The organism is Nocardia sp. GP40 (assembly GCF_050434125.1).
Classification (GTDB): Bacteria; Actinomycetota; Actinomycetes; order Mycobacteriales; family Mycobacteriaceae; genus Nocardia; species Nocardia albiluteola.
In genome coordinates this window covers 113,550-130,141 of record NZ_JBNPVW010000005.1, presented here as the reverse complement: position 1 = coordinate 130,141, position 16,592 = coordinate 113,550, and the positions used below count along the sequence as shown (strand labels likewise).

At 70.2% G+C, this 16,592-nt stretch carries 15 protein-coding genes; 9 read left to right on the top strand and 6 right to left on the bottom strand.

The features are described from left to right. Window positions 1–37: 37 nt before the first annotated feature. From ABH933_RS17035 to ABH933_RS17025, 3 genes are all read right to left on the bottom strand, one after another. Window positions 38–388 carry a hypothetical protein gene (locus ABH933_RS17035; RefSeq protein ID WP_215916513.1) on the bottom strand — a complete coding sequence of 117 codons (351 nt, stop codon included), beginning with the start codon at window positions 386–388 and terminating at the stop codon, window positions 38–40. Beyond that, window positions 381–1,499, bottom strand: a complete 1,119-nt coding sequence (locus ABH933_RS17030; protein WP_429420842.1) for an NlpC/P60 family protein — start codon at window positions 1,497–1,499, stop codon at window positions 381–383. The genes ABH933_RS17035 and ABH933_RS17030 overlap by 8 nt, the downstream gene beginning before the upstream one ends. 227 nt (window positions 1,500–1,726) lie before the next feature. Beyond that, window positions 1,727–2,113, bottom strand: a complete 387-nt coding sequence (locus ABH933_RS17025) for a type VII secretion target (RefSeq protein ID WP_429427322.1) — start codon at window positions 2,111–2,113, stop codon at window positions 1,727–1,729. Between the two features lie 82 nt (window positions 2,114–2,195). Here ABH933_RS17025 and upp point away from each other — a divergent pair, with 82 nt between their 5' ends. After that, window positions 2,196–2,819, top strand: coding sequence for a uracil phosphoribosyltransferase (upp, locus tag ABH933_RS17020; RefSeq protein WP_215916515.1), 624 nt, complete (start codon window positions 2,196–2,198; stop codon window positions 2,817–2,819). Between the two features lie 101 nt (window positions 2,820–2,920). On the opposite strand, the gene ABH933_RS17015 is transcribed toward upp, so the two are convergent. Together ABH933_RS17015 and ABH933_RS17010 are read right to left on the bottom strand one after the other, a co-directional pair. Next, window positions 2,921–4,477: a phospho-sugar mutase gene (locus ABH933_RS17015; protein ID WP_429427324.1), complete on the bottom strand. Its 1,557-nt coding sequence runs from the start codon at window positions 4,475–4,477 to the stop codon at window positions 2,921–2,923. A gap of 136 nt (window positions 4,478–4,613) precedes the next feature. Then, a complete protein-coding gene (locus ABH933_RS17010; RefSeq protein WP_429427326.1) occupies window positions 4,614–5,393 on the bottom strand; it encodes a purine-nucleoside phosphorylase in 780 nt (259 codons plus the stop codon). A 482-nt stretch (window positions 5,394–5,875) separates the two neighbouring features. Between ABH933_RS17010 and ABH933_RS17005 the strand changes: the two genes are divergently transcribed. The 4 genes from ABH933_RS17005 (at window position 5,876) to ABH933_RS16990 (ending at window position 10,227) form a co-directional block, all read left to right on the top strand. Beyond that, window positions 5,876–6,973, top strand: coding sequence for a ribonuclease Z (locus ABH933_RS17005; protein WP_429427328.1), 1,098 nt, complete (start codon window positions 5,876–5,878; stop codon window positions 6,971–6,973). A gap of 14 nt (window positions 6,974–6,987) precedes the next feature. Then, complete coding sequence (locus ABH933_RS17000) at window positions 6,988–7,689, top strand: enoyl-CoA hydratase-related protein (RefSeq protein ID WP_429427330.1); 702 nt, start codon at window positions 6,988–6,990, stop codon at window positions 7,687–7,689. A gap of 133 nt (window positions 7,690–7,822) precedes the next feature. Continuing rightward, window positions 7,823–8,998, top strand: a complete 1,176-nt coding sequence (locus ABH933_RS16995; protein ID WP_429427508.1) for a M20 family metallopeptidase — start codon at window positions 7,823–7,825, stop codon at window positions 8,996–8,998. A gap of 86 nt (window positions 8,999–9,084) precedes the next feature. Then, entirely contained in the window at window positions 9,085–10,227 is a 1,143-nt protein-coding gene (locus tag ABH933_RS16990) for a M20 family metallopeptidase (RefSeq protein ID WP_215916713.1), read from the top strand. A gap of 44 nt (window positions 10,228–10,271) precedes the next feature. Here ABH933_RS16990 and ABH933_RS16985 read toward each other — a convergent pair whose 3' ends face one another. Beyond that, entirely contained in the window at window positions 10,272–10,745 is a 474-nt protein-coding gene (locus tag ABH933_RS16985; protein ID WP_429427332.1) for a gamma-glutamylcyclotransferase, read from the bottom strand. Window positions 10,746–10,944: 199 nt separating this feature from the next. On the opposite strand from ABH933_RS16985, the gene ABH933_RS16980 reads away from it, so the two are divergent. From ABH933_RS16980 to ABH933_RS16965, 4 genes are all read left to right on the top strand, one after another. Then, complete coding sequence (locus ABH933_RS16980) at window positions 10,945–12,348, top strand: NAD(P)H-quinone dehydrogenase (protein ID WP_429427334.1); 1,404 nt, start codon at window positions 10,945–10,947, stop codon at window positions 12,346–12,348. A gap of 376 nt (window positions 12,349–12,724) precedes the next feature. Further along, window positions 12,725–13,762, top strand: a complete 1,038-nt coding sequence (locus ABH933_RS16975) for a hypothetical protein (protein ID WP_429427336.1) — start codon at window positions 12,725–12,727, stop codon at window positions 13,760–13,762. Between the two features lie 124 nt (window positions 13,763–13,886). Next, window positions 13,887–15,149: a hypothetical protein gene (locus ABH933_RS16970; RefSeq protein ID WP_429427338.1), complete on the top strand. Its 1,263-nt coding sequence runs from the start codon at window positions 13,887–13,889 to the stop codon at window positions 15,147–15,149. 84 nt (window positions 15,150–15,233) lie between these two features. Next, complete coding sequence (locus tag ABH933_RS16965; protein ID WP_429427510.1) at window positions 15,234–16,412, top strand: PLP-dependent aminotransferase family protein; 1,179 nt, start codon at window positions 15,234–15,236, stop codon at window positions 16,410–16,412. Window positions 16,413–16,592: the final 180 nt, after the last annotated feature.

Sequence of the window (16,592 nt, the reverse complement as noted above, 5' to 3'; positions counted from 1 at the left end):
GCGGCTGTGTCCATGGTTCGTTCGCTTCGCTCTCTCACTAGACTGGCCTCATCCAGCTCGTGGGTCCGGTGTCCTCGTCGTCCATGCGGTCCAGTTCGTCCACCGCGGCCTGGCGGGTGGGCAGGCCGAGCTTGTCCAGGATCTCGACCGGCATCCCGGATTCGGCCAGCACCTCGCGCCGACGGGCCTTGGCCACGATCGCCGAGCGCTTGGTCAGGCGCAGGATCTCCGCGGCCAGGGCCTGTGCACCGTAGCGATACTCGCTGCGCTCGAACTTGATCTCGACCGGCATGCCCTGGTCGGTGGCCCGCACGCTGATGGTGCCCGAGCGGTTCGTGCTGGCGGCAACCGTGACGTTCGGTATCTGCTGCTGCTTGGGATCAGTCATGGGTGGGCCTGTAGAAGCCGTGGAAGTTCATATCCATGTTGGTAGTCCTTATCGGATCTATCTGGACCGGATCGCCGGCCTCGATCATCTTTCCGTTGCCGACGACCATCGCGACGTGGCCGTCCCAGATGGCCAGATCGCCGGGCTCCACATCGCCCGCGTTGATCTTCGTCGCGCCCTGGCTCTGATCGCACGCCAGGCGCGGCAGATCGACCCCGGCCTGGCCGTAGGCGTATTTCGTCAGCCCGCTGCAGTCCAGGCCCTGGCCCGGGGTGTTGCCGCCCCAGACATAGGGCGTGCCGAGGCACTTGATCGCCGACTTGACCGCCGTGGCGGCCTTCTGATTGGGCGCCTCGACCTGGGTGCCGTCGGGCAGGGTGATCATGACGCCGCCGTGCTTACCGGGCTTGTCGCTGGTATTCGAGGCCGCTGCCACCTGGGTCGCCGACTTCGAGCCGTTGCTCGCCAGCGAGGTGAGGGCCGAGCCGCCGCTGGAGGTGACCCCGCTCAGCAGCGAGGAGGCCGTGTCGACGCCGCTGCCGAGCTGGGAGACCAGCGAGGCGGTATTCACCGGGGTGCCGACCGTGGACGGGGTCGACGGTGCGGGGGTGAGCTGGGTCATCGCGGAAGTGTGCGTATCCAGATCCGAGCGCACCTGCCCGACCACGCCGACCGCCTGGCCGAAGTGGTCGATCGCGGTGCCGACCACCGTCGTCAGACCCATCGGGGTGGTGGCGGCGGGACCGAGCACGTTCACCTGGTGCACGAAGTCCTTCAGGATGCCGGCCAGCTTCTGCTGCCCGGTCTGCACCGTGGAGGCGGCCTGGGTGACCACGTCGGCCATGCTGTTGCCGCGATCGGAGATGGTGGCCGTGGACGTCTGCACCTGCATCGCCTTGTCCATGGCGGCATCGCCGGCGCCGCCGTTCCAGGCGTTGGTCATCTGGTTGATGCCGGAACTGCCGGCCTTGTGGATGCCGTCCATCGTGTTGGAGGTCTGCCGCAGCGCATCGGACGGGCCGCCATTCGGCAGCACCCCGGTACCGAAGCTGGCCACCAGATCGACCAGCGGCTTCGCCAGCGCGTCGAGATCAATCCCCATCACGCTCATGCCTCCACCTCGCTGGCGCTCGGCTCCGGCATGAGCATGATCACGGCTGCATCTACTGGTCGCTCGCTGCGCTCGCTCATGCCTCCACCTCGCTGGCGCTCGGCTCCGGCATGAGCGTGATCACGGCTGCATCTACTGGTCGCTCGCTGCGCTCGCTCATGCCTCCACCTCGCTGGCGCTCGGCTCCGGCATGAGCGTGATCACGGCTGCGTCTATCGGTCGCTCGCTCATGCCTGCAGCCTCTCCTGCGCCTTCTGCATCGCCGCGACGCGATCGGCATCGGATTCGGAGTAGCTGACCGCGGCGCCCGCGGCGGCGGTGCCGAGCGTGCCCATGACGGCGGACAGCTGGCTGATCGAGGCGACGTGTCCGGCATGGGCGGCGGAATATGCGGTGACGAAATCGCCGCCGACGAGGCCGAAGATGGGGCCCAGCAGCACCGGGTCCGCGGCGACCGCGGCGGCCGCTGCGGAAGCGAACTCTCCGGCCAGGCCGCCGGCCGTCGCGCTGTAGGCGCCGACGCCCTCGGTGTCGACCGAGATCTTGGTCATCACATCCCCCATCGTGCTCGTCTGCTGGCAGATTACGTCATCCGAGTACTTGGACGCAGGCACCGCGAGTACGGTTCCACCCCTCGGACGAGAAAATCACCCGCGGGTGCGGATTACGAACCCCTACAGACCTTATCGTTCCCTCATGCGAACGCACATCGTAGACCATCCGCTCGCCGCCGCCCTGCTGACGACCATGCGCGACGCGCGCACGCCCAACCCGGCGTTCCGCGGCGCCCTGCGCGATCTCACCGGAATCCTGATCTACGAGGCACTGCGGGAGGCGCCGCTGGCGACGTTCGAGGTCACCACGCCGGTTGCGATCACCCAGGGCGCGCGGCTGGCGCACCCGCCGCTGCTGGTGCCGGTGCTGCGGGCCGGGCTCGGCATGGTGGACGCGGCCAGCGAGCTCATCCCCGAATCGCGCGTGGGATTCGTCGGCATCGCCCGCGACGAGCAGACCCACCAGCCGGTCCCGTACATGGAGTCGCTGCCCGAAAGCCTCGCCGGGCTACCGGTTTTCGTGCTGGACCCGATGTTGGCCACGGGCGGCTCGATGCGGCACACACTGGAGCTGCTGGCCGCGCGCGAGGCCACCGACATCACCGCGGTCTGCGTCGTCGCCGCGCCCGAGGGAGTGGCCGCGCTGGAGCGGTCGGGGCTGCCGGTGCGCCTGGTTACCGCGGCCGTGGATGCCGGACTGAATGCGGACGCCTACATCGTCCCGGGTCTGGGGGACGCGGGCGATCGCCAGTTCGGGCCGCGCTGAGCGTTCCCACCCCGAGGTGTCCGGTCCGGATGGACAGGCGGGCCGCCACGTGGCGATACGGGCGTGTCCCGCAGCAGTGCGTCGGGAGGCGCAGCGGCAGCTCAGAGGTTCTCGAAATACTTGCGGAGCTCCGATAAGCGCTGAGCGGCAATTCGTTTCGCCTCGGACAGCGCCTCCCGTGACGAAACCTGTTCCACCACTTCCAGATAGCACTTGAGCTTGGGCTCGGTGCCCGAGGAGCGGACCACGATCCGCTGTGCGGCACCCTCGAAGATCAGTGCGTCCGTGCGCATCGCGCCGCGCACCTGCCCCATATCGGTGCAGGTGACCGGCTCACCGGCGATGCTCTCCGGCGGGGTCTGTCGCAGCCGTGCGACCACGGCCGCGGCGGCGGCCTGATCCGCCAGCCGCAACGCGACCTGATCGCCCGCGTGCAGGCCGAATTCGAGGGCATAGTCGTCGAGCAGGTCCAGCGGGCCCCGGCCCTGCGCGCGCAGCCGGGCGACGAGCTCGGCCACCGCGACGGCCGCGGAGATGCCGTCCTTGTCCCGCACCGCGGCTGGGTCGACGCAGTGGCCGATCGCCTCCTCGTACGCGTACACGAGCCCATCGCCCGCTCGCGCAAGCCATTTGAAGCCGGTGAGTGTTTCCGCGTAGCGGGCGCCGCGCGCCGGGGCCAGCTTGCTCAGCAGCCGCGACGAGACGATCGTCGTGGCCGCCAGCGCGTCCGCGGGCGCGCCGCGCAGCACGAAATCGCCCAGCAGCGCGCCGGTTTCGTCGCCGCGCAACATCCGCCACCCGTGCGGGCCGCGCACGCCCAGCGCGCACCGGTCGGCATCGGGGTCCAGCGCGATCGCCAGGTCGGCCCCGGTCCGCTCGGCCAGTGCCAGCAGCAGATCCGACGCCCCGGGTTCCTCCGGATTCGGGAACGCGACCGTCGGAAAGTCCGGATCCGGCGCGAACTGCTCGCTCACCACGTGCACGTCCCCGAATCCGGCCGCGGCCAGCGCCGCCACGGCGAGCTCGCCGCCGACACCGTGCATCGCGGTGAGCGCGATCCTGAGATCGTTGCGCCGCACGGTCGCCTCCCGACCGCCCAGACGCTCGGGAAGCGAGGCGACGCGGGCGAGGTACCGGCGCACGATCTCCTCGCCGAGATCGTCCACGGAGGCATCGGCGGGCAGCGCGAGCGCGCTCGGAGCGGGCGCGGTGGGCAGGGGATCGGCGCGCGGAATCGGTTCGCGCACAGCCTCGATGCACTTCTCGATCTCGGCGTCGGCGGGCGGGATCAGCTGCGATCCGCCGTCGAGGTACACCTTGTATCCGTTATCGGTGGCGGGATTGTGCGAGGCGGTGATCTGCACCCCGGCCACCGCGCCCAGCTCGCGCACGGCGAACGCGACGACGGGTGTCGGCAGCGGGCGCGGCAGCGGCAGCACCGAGAATCCGGCCGCGGCAAGCACTTCCGCCGCGGCGTCGGCGAAATCCACCGAGCCGTGCCGGGCGTCGCGCCCGACGATCACCAGCCCCCCGCCCAGGCAACGTCCCCGCAGCCATTCGGCCAGCCCCGCGGTCGCCCGCGACACCGTCTCCACGTTCATCCCGTCCGGACCATCCCGCAGCGGACCCCGCAGACCGGCCGTCCCGAATCGCAGCATCGGTATCTCCTTTCGACGAGAACAGCTTCCGGCGGTCGCATCCCGGCCGGAGATCCGCACTCGCGGAATTCCGACGTCTCGCTCCGATGAGAACGCGGCCGGTCCGGACGACCTGGCGAACCGGACGCGCGTCGCGTCAGATGCGTTCCAGCACACCGCGCAGCAGCTTGCCCAGCCGCGGTGCGGCCGCGTGCCCCTCGGCGAGTACCTCCGCGTGCGAGAGGTGGGCGCCGGTGACCCCGGCGGCCAGGTTCGTGACCAGCGAGATGCCCAGCACCCGGGCGCCCAGGGCGCGGCAGGCGATCGCCTCGAGGACCGTGGACATGCCAACCAGATCTGCCCCCATGACGCCGAGCATGCGGATCTCGGCGGGCGTCTCGTACTGCGGTCCGGTCAGGCCCGCGTAGACGCCCTCGGTCAGCGCCGGGTCGACTTCCCGTGCGAGCGCGCGCAGTTCGGGATCCCACGCGTCGACCAGGTCGACGAAGGTCGCGCCGGTGAGCGGGGTGCGCCCGGTCAGATTGATGTGATCGCCGATCAGCACCGGCTCACCGACGCGCAGGCCGGGACGGATCCCTCCGGCCGCGTTGGTCAGCACCACGGTGTCCGCGCCGGCCGCGATGGCGGTGCGCACCCCATGCACCACCTGCGCCGGCTCATGACCCTCGTAGAGATGCTGACGGCCCATCATCAGCAATACGGGCGAATCGTCCACCGGCACCGAGTGCACGGTGCCCAGATGCCCCTGGGCGGTCGGCGTGTCGAAGCCCGGCAGCTCGGCCATCGGCACCGTCGCCACCGGATTGCCGATCTCGGCGGCCGCCTCCTGCCAGCCCGAGCCGAGCACCACCGCGATCCGGTGGCGTGCAACTCCCGTACGTTCGGCGATCGCCGCGGCGGCCTGTTCGGCAAGCATGCGGCCAACGATAGTGCGCCCGCGCCCGTCCCGCGCGCCCGGCCGACCCCGTGCACGGCTTACGACACGGCCCGGCCGAGCGTCCGTGCCGGGCCTGCGACACGCTCCGGCCGAGCACCCACGCCCGGCCTGCGACATGGGCCAGGCCGAGCACCCGTGTCCGGCCTGCGACTCTGCCCGGCCTGCGACTCTGCCCGGCTTGCGGCCGGGCCCGGCCGAGCGCCCGTGCCCGGCTTGCGGCCGGGCCCGGCCGAGCGCCCGTGCCCGGCTTGCGGCACGGCCCGCCCGGCCGCGTGTCCGGCCTGCGACGCCACTCGACCGCGTGCCCGGCCTGTGGCACGGCCCGGCCGAGCGCCCGTGCCCGGCCTGCGACATAGCCCCGCCGCGCGCCCGTGCCCGCCTCGACACCGCGCGGCCGAGCGCCCGTGCGGTGCGCAGGCCGGTTCGCGTCGCCCCGGCCTGGTACCGTCGCGCTGGCCCGGATGGACCGCGAGCGAAAGCACTACCGGAATGCGGGGGAGAACAATGAGATCGACACCCGCGCTACGGTGCACGGAGCGCGCCGTCCGGGCCGGGATGTCCGGCTCGGTCCGTATCGTGCGGGCGCTCCACCCCGGCGCGCGCCCGGCCGCCCGGCGTCGATCGGTCGCGCGCGGGAGCGACAGGTGAATGCGGCGCGGGAGCTCGTCGTGCTGGGAACGGCGAGCCAGGTGCCCACCCGCGAGCGCAACCACAACGGCTATCTGCTGCGCTGGGATTCGGAGGGGGTGCTGTTCGATCCCGGTGAGGGCACCCAGCGGCAGATGTCTTTCGCGGGCGTCGCCGCCAATTCCGTCACCCGGATCTGCCTGACCCACTTCCACGGCGATCACTGTCTCGGCCTGCCCGGGGTGCTCGCCAGGCTGAATCTGGATCAGGTCGCGCACCCGGTCGACGTGTGCTTCCCGGAGTCGGGCCGCGAGTTCTACCTTCGCCTGCGCGACGTGGTGCCGTGGTTTCCGGGCCTGCGGGAGGGGCCGGTCGCGGCCCCGGGCCCGATTCCGCTGCCCGGCATGCCGTTCGAGCTCGAGGCGGTGCGGCTCGATCACCGCATCGATACCTTCGGCTACCGGATCGTCGAACCGGACGGCCGCCGGATGCTGCCACGCCGGCTCGCCGAATTCGGCATCGCCGGCCCGGATATCGGCCGCCTGCAACGCGAGGGCGCGCTGGTCGCTGGAGGCCGGACCATCACCCTCGACGACGTCTCCACCGTGCGCCGCGGCCAGCGCTTCGCCTTCGTGATGGATACCCGGATGTGCGGCGGCGTAGAGGAATTGGCGCAGGACGCGGACATGCTGGTGATCGAGGCGACCTTCCTGGACCGCGATGCCGGGCTGGCCCGGGACTATGGCCACCTCACCGCGGCCGAGGCCGCCCGGGCGGCGCAGGCCGCGGGCGTGCGCACCCTGGTGCTGACGCACTTCTCCCAGCGCTACGCCGACCTGGAGGGGCACCGGCTCGAGGCCGCGAAATACTTCGACGGAGAGCTGGTGATCGCGCGGGATCTGATGCGCGTCCCGGTACCGACCCGTCGGTAACTTATCCTCGGGCTATGCCGCATTTGGAACGTGACGGGGACGTATTCGTCCTCTACCTCGGCAACGAGGGTCAGACCGACACCGAGAACCGCTTCCACCCCGACTGGATCGACACCTTCCACGCCCTGCTGGACGAGGTCGAGGCCAGCGAGGGCCCGGCCGCGCTGGTAACCGTCTCGACGGGCAAGTTCTACAGCAACGGCCTGGACACCGACTGGCTGTTCGGCAACTTCGACAGGAACTGCTGGTACCTGGACCGGGTGCACAGCATGTACAGCCGCCTGCTGACCTTCCCCATGGCGACCGTCGCCGCGGTGAACGGCCACGCCTTCGGCGCGGGTGCCATGCTGGCCACCTCGCACGACTTCCGGGTCATGCGCGCGGACCGCGGCTACTGGTGCCTGCCGGAGGTGCATCTGGGCATGCCCTTCACGGTCGCGATGAACGCGCTGGTCACCGAGCGCCTGACGAATCAGGTGGCGGTCGAGGCGATGACCACCGGCCGCCGCTACGCCGCGAACGACGCGATCGCCGCCGGCATCGTCGACGCGAAGGCGGACGCGGACGCGTTGCTGGGCACCGCGGTGGAGCGGGCCGCCGCGCTGGCGGCCAACCGCAAGCCGAACCTGCCGGTCATCAAGCGCGCCTTGCACGGCCGGGCGCTGGCGGGCCTGGCGGTGGAGACCACGCCGGAGAATCTCGCGTTCGCCCCCTGATCGCCCGCCGCCCTTCTCACCGTTTCCGGTGGTTGGTGCCAGACTGGGTGCCATGTCCAGCAACGGCGACGACCGACAGCCGGATCTCGCGGGTCCGCCGACCGGGGAGTCCGTCCGGGCGGCGGACCCGGCGCTGACCGCCACCGCCGACGCGGGAATCACCGCGGCCGCCGCGGAACTGATCGATCTGTCGCACTCGATTCACGCCGAGCCCGAACTCGCCTTCGCCGAGACCCGCAGCGCCGCCAAGGCCCTGGCGCCGCTGCGGGCGCGCGGCTTCGCGATCGAGGCGGGCATCGCCGGTCTGGACACCGCGTTCGTGGCGACCTACGGCAGCGGTGAGCTCGTGGTGGGAATCTGTGCCGAATACGACGCGTTGCCAGAGATAGGCCACGCCTGCGGGCACAACATCATCGCCGCCGCGGCGGTGGGCGCCGGACTGGGCCTGGCCGAGGTGGCCGATGCGTGCGGGATCACGGTGAAGGTGTTCGGCACACCAGCCGAGGAGAGCGGCGGAGGCAAGGTGCTCATGCTCGAGCGCGGCGTATTCGACGGGGTTGGGATGGCGATGATGGTCCATCCCGGCCCGTTCGACATCGTCGGCGCCCGCTCGCTGGCGCTGGCCGATCTGTCCATCACCTACCGCGGCCGCGCGGCGCACGCCAGCGCCGCCCCCGAGCAGGGCCGTAACGCGGGCGATGCGGTCACCGTCGCGCAGGTTGCCCTGGGATTGCTGCGTCAGCATCTCGCTCCCGGACAGCAGCTGCACGGTATAGTCAACTCCGGCGGCGTAGCCCCCAATATCGTGCCCGACCACGCGGAACTGCTGTATTACCTACGGGCAGCCGACTCCGCATCCCTCGGCGATCTGATGCAACGCGCATCGGCTTGTTTCGAGGCTGGAGCACTGGCGACCGGCACCACCCACGACATCCGGACGCTCGCGCCCACGTATACCGAGCTCACGCCGGATTCGGCGGTACTGTCTGCCTACCGGGAGCAAATCCAGGGCATCGGGCGAGTGCCGCTGTCCCCGGAGCTGGAGGCGGTTCGGCCGCTGGGCAGCACTGATATGGGTAACGTCACCAATGCCATTCCGGGCATCCACCCGGTTATCGGCATAGATGCCGCGGGAGCGGTCACTCATCAGCCGGAATTTGCCGCGGCATGCATTACCGCGTCGGCGGATCTGGCGGTGATCGACGGCGCGACGGCATTGGCTCGTACCGCAATACAGATCGCGGGCGATCAATTGCAGAGGGAACGGTTGTTGGAACGCAGCGTTCAGCGACAGGAGGAATTTCGGTGAGTGCACAGGGCCGGGTCCCGGCGTCTTCCACGGAGGACGCCGCGGGTGAGCCGTCGCCGGAGGCGGCGGATACCGGGCGTAAGGCTGTGGAGGCGTGGCTTCGCGAGAATTCGGACGACCTCATCAGCTGGCGGCGCCACCTGCACGCCAACCCCGAGCTGTCCCGCATCGAGTTCGCGACGACGGAATTCGTCGAGACCTGGCTGGTCAAGGCCGGGCTGCAACCGCGCAAGCTCCCCACCGGCACCGGCCTGATCTGTGACATCGGCCCCGAGGGCCCGCGCATCGGGCTGCGCGCGGACATGGACGCGCTGCCGCTGCAGGAGTTCACCGGCCTCGAGTTCGCCTCGAACGTCCCGGGCGTGGCACACGCCTGCGGGCACGACGCGCACACCGCCGTGCTGCTCGGCACGGCCTCCGCGCTGGCGCAGGTGCCTGATCTGCCGGTCGGCGTGCGGCTGGTGTTCCAGCACGCCGAGGAGGTCATGCCCGGCGGCGCCATCGACATGGTCGCCGCGGGCGCGATGGAGGACGTGTCGCGGATGTTCGCGCTGCACTGCGACCCGCGGCTCGAGGTCGGCCGGGTCGGCGTGCGGGTGGGCGCCATCACCTCGGCCGCCGATACCGTGGAGCTGGTGCTGGATTCGCCGGGCGGGCACACCTCGCGCCCGCATCTGACCAGCGATCTGGTGTACGCCATCGGCACCGTCATCACCGGGCTGCCCGGCCTGCTGACCCGCCGGATCGATCCGCGCACCGGCACCGTCATGGTGTGGGGTGCGGTGTCGGCGGGCAAGGCGCCCAACGCGATTCCGCAGACCGGGATGCTCACCGGCACGATCCGCACCGGCGACCATGCCACCTGGTCGATGCTGGAGCCGCTGGTGCGCGAGATCGTCGAGGGTCTGCTCGCGCCGACCGGCGTGCGGTATCAGCTCAACTACAAGCGCGGCGTGCCCCCGGTGGTCAACGACGAGCACGCCACCCGCATGTTCGAGGATGCGATCCGGCTCCTGGGCCCCGACGCGCTGGCCGACACCCCGCAGTCCGGCGGCGGCGAGGACTTCTCCTGGTACCTGGAAGAGGTGCCGGGCGCGATGGCGCGCCTGGGCGTGTGGCCGGGCCGGGGCGATCAGCTCGACCTGCACCAGCCGACCTTCGACATCGACGAGCGCGCCCTCGCGACGGGCGTGCGCGTCATGACGAACCTGGTCCTGAACGCGCGCTAGTCCGAGTGTCCGGCGGCCACATCCCTGGAGGTGCGGCCGCCGTTCTATACCGCGCCCGGTCCGACGTTGCGGGAGTTGCGGGTACGCAGGGCGTGCACGTATTCGGCTGGGGCTCCGGCCTTTTCGGCGGCGTCGGCGATGACGCCGATGTACCGGGCCGAGGGCAGCCCGCCCTCGTAGGCGTCCAGCACGTACAGCCAGGCCAGCACCGGCTGGGTACCGGTACCCGAACCCGGGGTCACGCGCAGCCGGATCTTCTTGTGGATGCCGAAATCCGAGCCCTCCCAGCGGTCCAGGCTCACCTCGTCCTCGTCGGGCACGTCGTACAGCACGACGAACACCCGGGCTCCGGGATCCTCGACCACCGTCGCCAGCGGTCCCTCCCAGCCGATGTCGTCTCCGGCGAAGGTCAGGCGCCAGCCCTCCAACCAACCGGTTCCATACACGGGGGAGTGCGGACAGCGCTTGAGCATCTGCTCCGGATCCATATTGGATCCGTAGGCGGCGTATATCGGCACCAGGCAAGAGTATCGAATGACCGCGCGGACTCACCCCCATCCCGCCCATTAGATGCGCAACACTCGGCGGAATGCCGCTTCACCGCCCGCGCGCGCCCTGGACAATCGGGTCCGACGCGATTCATCACGGCAATCCGGCACCGTTAGGCTTTGCCAGTACCGGAGATCCCGGTTCGACTGCATGACAGCGGAGGTATCCATGACCCGCATCGCAATCATCGGCGGCGGCCCGGCCGGGTACGAGGCCGCGCTGGTGGCCGCCCAGCACGGCGCGTCGGTCACCGTGATCGACAGCGACGGTGTCGGCGGTGCGTGCGTGCTGTGGGACTGTGTGCCGTCCAAGACCTTCATCGCCTCCACGGGTGTGCGCACCGACCTGCGCCGGGCTCGGGATCTGGGCATCACCCTGCATCAGGCCCAGGCGCAGGTGCGGCTGTCCGAGGTCAACTCCCGGGTGAAGGCGCTGGCGCATGCGCAGTCCTCCGATATCCGGTCCAAGCTGCAGGCCGCGGGTGTGGAAATCCTCAACGGCACCGGTGAGCTGATCGACCAGATCCCCGGCCTGGCCACACATCTGGTGCGGGCCAAGCTGCACGACGGCGGCGAGCGGGTGCTCGAGGCCGAGGTGGTGCTGATCGCGACCGGCGCGAGCCCGCGCGTGTTGCCCGGCTCCGAGCCCGACGGTGAGCGCATTCTGAACTGGCGTCAGCTCTACGACCTCGAGAAGCTCCCGGAATCCCTGGTGGTCGTCGGTTCTGGCGTCACCGGCGCGGAATTCGTCTCCGCCTATACCGAGCTGGGCGTGAAGGTCAAGGTGCTCTCCAGCCGCGATCGCATCATGCCGAGCGAGGACGCCGACGCCGCGCTGGTGCTCGAGGATGCCCTCGCCGAACGCGGTGTGGAACTGGTCAAGAAGGCGCGCGCGGACAAGGTGGAGCGCACCGCCGATGGCATCGTGGTCAAGCTGTCCGACGGACGCACGGTCACCGCCTCGCACGCCCTGATCACGGTCGGCGCCACGCCCAACACCCAGAACCTGGGCCTGGAGCGGGTCGGCATCGAACTGGACAAGGGCGGCTACCTGCGCGTGGACCGCGTCTCGCGCACCGCGGTGGCGGGGGTGTACGCCGCGGGCGACTGCACCGGCCTGCTGCCGCTGGCCTCGGTGGCGGCGATGCAGGGCCGCATCGCGATGTACCACGCACTCGGCGAGGGCGTGCAGCCCATCCGGCTCAAGACGGTGGCCTCGGCGGTGTTCACCCGTCCGGAGATCGCCACGGTCGGGGTGAGCCAGACCGCGATCGACGCCGGCGAGGTGCCCGCGCGCACGGTGATGCTGCCGCTGAACACCAATCCGCGCGCGAAGATGTCGGGGCTGCGTCGCGGCTTCGTGAAGATCTTCTGCCGCCCGGCCACCGGCGTGGTGATCGGCGGCGTCGTGGTCGCACCCATCGCCTCGGAGCTGATCCTGCCCATCGCGTTGGCGGTGCAGAACAATCTGACCGTCAACGATCTCGCCCAGACCTTCTCGGTGTACCCGTCGCTGTCCGGTTCGGTCACCGAGGCCGCGCGTCAGCTGATGCGGCACGACGACCTCGGGTAGCGGTGTGCACCGGGGGGCGGAGCGTCACCACGCGGGCCCTCGGAACGCCGCCGTGAAATTGCCGCTCGAGTTGCACTGACCCGGGATCGCCCGCACTCTCGAACACGACCGTCCGGAACGCTGAGTATCGATGCGGCGGTGAGTGTTCGATACGTGTTGCCTGAATCCTGTTCGTGTGGTTCACTTCCGGCAGAGATGCGAGTGGCGGGTGGTTGGTCGGTTTCGTGTGCGGGGGGATTTGCCTTTCCCGGACCGGAATTCGCTGGCGGTCCGTCAGGGTCGGTCGTGAGTTCGATCCGGCATCGATGAGGGACAACTGGAGAGCGGCCGCCATCACACGATGCGTGGCGGTCGGGCTCGGGAAAGGGAACGAGCAGTGAAACATCGTCAGCCGAATCGTGTCCAGCGAGCGGTGGTCACCACATCGCTGCCGTTGGCCACCGCCGCCGCCGTCGCAACACTTCTGGCCGCGCCCGCGGGTGCCGCCCCGGTGCCGGTGGATGTGCCCACCACCCCGGTCGCGCCGCCGCCCGCACAAGCGCCCGCGCCGGCCAACGACAACACCGGTCCCACGACCCAGAGCCCCGCTCCGGCCAAGCCGGGCAGCACGACGCAGCCCGGTGTCACACAGCCTCAGCCCGGTGTCACCACCCCGAACACCGGTGCGCCGCAACCGGATCAGAACCTCGCCGGTCCGGTGCAGCCGGGTGTCACCGTTCCGCGCGTGGCGCCGCTGCCGGTGCCGGGTGAGGGACCCGCCCAGCCGGTCATCATGCCGCAGCCGGGCCCGACCCCGAACCAGCCCGTCCCGCCGCAGGCCGGCCCGGACACCTCCCAGCCCGGCCAGAGCAACAACTCGCAGGCCCAGATGGGCACCGGCCCCACCCAGCCGGTGCAGCCGACGCAGCCGAGCTGGAGTTCGCCGAGCCTGCGGTCCGCGCCGGCCGCGCCGATCATCCACATGACCGGCCCGCACACCGAGGTCGGCGCGAACATCGACGGCGGCCCGCTGGCGCCGGGCTACGTGGCGAACACGCACCACTTCAACAACGCCCAGGGCTACGTCGGCACCGTCGGCTACCGCACCCCCACGGGCACGGGCGATGCCGGTGTGTCGGTCGAGTACATCGAGCCCAACCGGATCAAGGTCACCACCTACACCCACACCACGGGCATCGATGACCTGAAGGCCAAGACCGGCTTCAACGACATCAAGAACACGACCTACGTCGACACCACTCAGGCCAATGCCGCCAAGGCGGCGGTCGAGGGCTGGATCCGGATGCAGCCGGGTGGTGTCGCCGCGCTCGATGCGGCCGCCCACGTTGGTAGGCTGCCTCAGGGGAACTACGCCCCGCAGACGGTGAATGTCGCCGGCGCCACCGCCCAGGTGAGTGGTTCGGTCCAGGGCTGAGTCGATTCGGAACCGATACGAATTCGGCGCTGGCGGACCCGATGCCGTCGGCACAGGCTGATTCGACGCGTGGGGCGGTCGTTGGAGACCGCCCCACGCGTGTGTCATGGGGAAGGATTGGGTGATGGCCTCCATGGACGATGCGAACCACGACGAATCCGGAGAGGCTGCGCCCTCGCACGGCGGATCGGACTTCGGTCCGCCGGTGTCCGAATTCGGTCCGCCGGTGGACGCATTCGGTCCGCCGACCGGGGAGAGCGGGCCGGTCGGCTGGCAGCCGGCGGATGCGCCGGATCGTCCGAGCGTGGGCTGGCAGCCCGCCGATGCCCCGGACCGCCCGAGCGTGGGCTGGCAGCCCGCCGACGGTCAGGATCGCCCCAGCGTCGGGTGGCAGCCCGCGGATGCACCGGCGACTCCGGCCCCGCCCGCGCAGTACCGCGCCCCGGATTCGACGGGTTCGCGCGAGACGGTGCGCGCCCCGGCGCCCGACCCTCGGCGCGCCCCCGCGCCCGAGACGGTGCGATACACCGATCAGGGGCAGCAGGGCTCGGATCAGGGGACGTGGTGGCAGCAGGGCGCCACACCGCAGGCGCCTGGCCCGCAGCCGCACGGACAGGCCTCCCAGGGGCATCAGCAGGTCTCGCAGCGCCCGCTGACCGGGCCGCGACCGGTCGCCGGACAGTCCACCGCCCCGCGCGAGACTCCTCGCTCCCTGTGGGACGACGACGATCTGGCCAAGAAGCTGCAGGCGCCCCGGGAGCCCGCCCAGGCCGCGAAGGGGTCGCCCGGCGGTTCGCTCTGGGACGACGACGATCTGGCCGAACAGTTCGGCCCGGCGCGCACGGCGGCACCGTCGTCCGATCGGGGCGGTCGCGGACGCGGTGTGCTAATCGGTGGCGTGATCGCGGTCGTGCTGGTCATCGCGGCGATCGCGGCGATTGTGGTGTTTGTCATGCACGGCAAGAACAATCCACAACCCGCAACCACTTCACTCCCGGCGACGACTCCGTCCGCGTTCGGTTGTGTGGCCAGCTCCACGGCCGAATTGGCGGTCGGAAACGGGCCGGGCGATACAAACAGCGGTAGGGGGGCGATCTTCGGTTACTGGCATTCGTACCTCATCGACCGCAGCGCCGAGAGGATGCACAGTTTTGTCGGGCCGAGCGCGAACATCCAATCGACCGCGGACCTGCAGCAGACCATCAACGCCAATGTCCCGACCTCGGGTGTGAATTACTGCGCGAAGGTCACGACGTTGGCTCCTGACCAATTCAACGTCGATGTCACCGAGCATGATCCCAACGGCAAGCTGACTGTGTACAAGCAGCTCATCACGACTGGAAACGTGAACGGAAAGAGTGTGATCATGCAGATCAACTCCCTCTAACGTCTCAATATTTGAGACAGAGATTTCACGATTTGGTTCCATTGTGCGATGGTGGATTTTTCGTGCCTGCTCTCGGAGGTGTCCATGTCGCCGATCGTTCCCTCGTTGTCGCACCGTCTCGACGGTCTGCAGAGCTCGGCGATTCGCGACCTGCTGAAGCTGACCGAGCGCCCGGACGTCATCGGCCTGGCCGGTGGCCTGCCCGATGAGCAGCTGATGCCGCGCGACCGGATTGCGCAGGCCGCGGAGTCGGCGCTCGCAGACAGGTCCCGGTTGCAGTACACGCAGTCGGCGGGCTGGGGTCCGCTGCGCGAGGTGCTGGCCGGGCGCGAGTCGGCGCGGCTGGGCCGTACGGTGCCGATCGAGGAGGTCTTCGTCACCCATGGCTCGCAGCAGGCGCTGTCGCTGCTGGGGGAGGTGCTGCTGGATCCCGGTGCGCTGGTCGTGGTCGAGGATCCGGCGTATGTGGGTGCGCTGCAGGTGTTCCGGGCGGCCGGCGCGCGAATCGTGGCGGTGCCGTTGGATGCCGAGGGGATGCGCGTCGAGGTGCTGCGCGAGCTGCTCGATCGCGGCGAACGCCCGACGGTCGTGCATACGGTCAGCAACTTTCACAACCCGCGCGGGGTGACGATGAGTCCGGCGCGCCGCCGGGAGCTGGCCGAGCTCGCCGACCGGTACGGCTTCTGGGTGCTCGAGGACGATCCCTACGGCGAGCTGTGGTTCGACCGCCCGTCGCCCGATCCCGTCGCGACCTACTCGCCCAACGTGATTCGGCTCTCCAGCGCCTCGAAGATCCTGGCCCCGTCGCTGCGCGCGGGCTGGATGGTCGCGCCCGACGCGGTCTGCCGCGGCGTGGAACTGCTCAAGCAGGGTGCGGATCTGTGCGGCTCGGCGCTGACCCAGCAGATCGCCGCCGAGCTGCTCGCCGACACGGATTGGCTTGCCGCGCACGTGGACAAGGTGCGCCGCAGCTACGGCGAACGGGCCGGGGCCCTGGTGGGCGCCCTGCGGGAGCGCCTCGGGCATCGGGTGGTCAGCACCGAGGCCGCGGGCGGAATGTTCGTGTGGGCCGACTTCACCGATGGCACCCGCACCACCGAATTGCTGCCGCGCGCAGTCGATCATGGTGTCGCCTACGTCCCCGGCTCGGCATTCGCCGTCGGCGAGGACTACGGTCACTCGATGCGCCTGTGCTTCACGACCTCCGACGGGCCCGTGCTGCGGGAAGCCGTCGACCGGCTCGCCCGGGCGGTCGGTGAATAGCGCACTGCAGCAGTCGCTTTCCGTCCGCACCGGACGATATTGCCGTTGTCCGAACTCGCCGTGTCCCGTAGCGTTTTCCGTGCGGGTGTAATGCTCGGTCGACTTTTGTAGCGCGATCGTCGATTCGTAGCGTTCGCGGCGGGCTCGGGTCCGCGCTGGGCCGCCGGGTGCTCTCGAGGG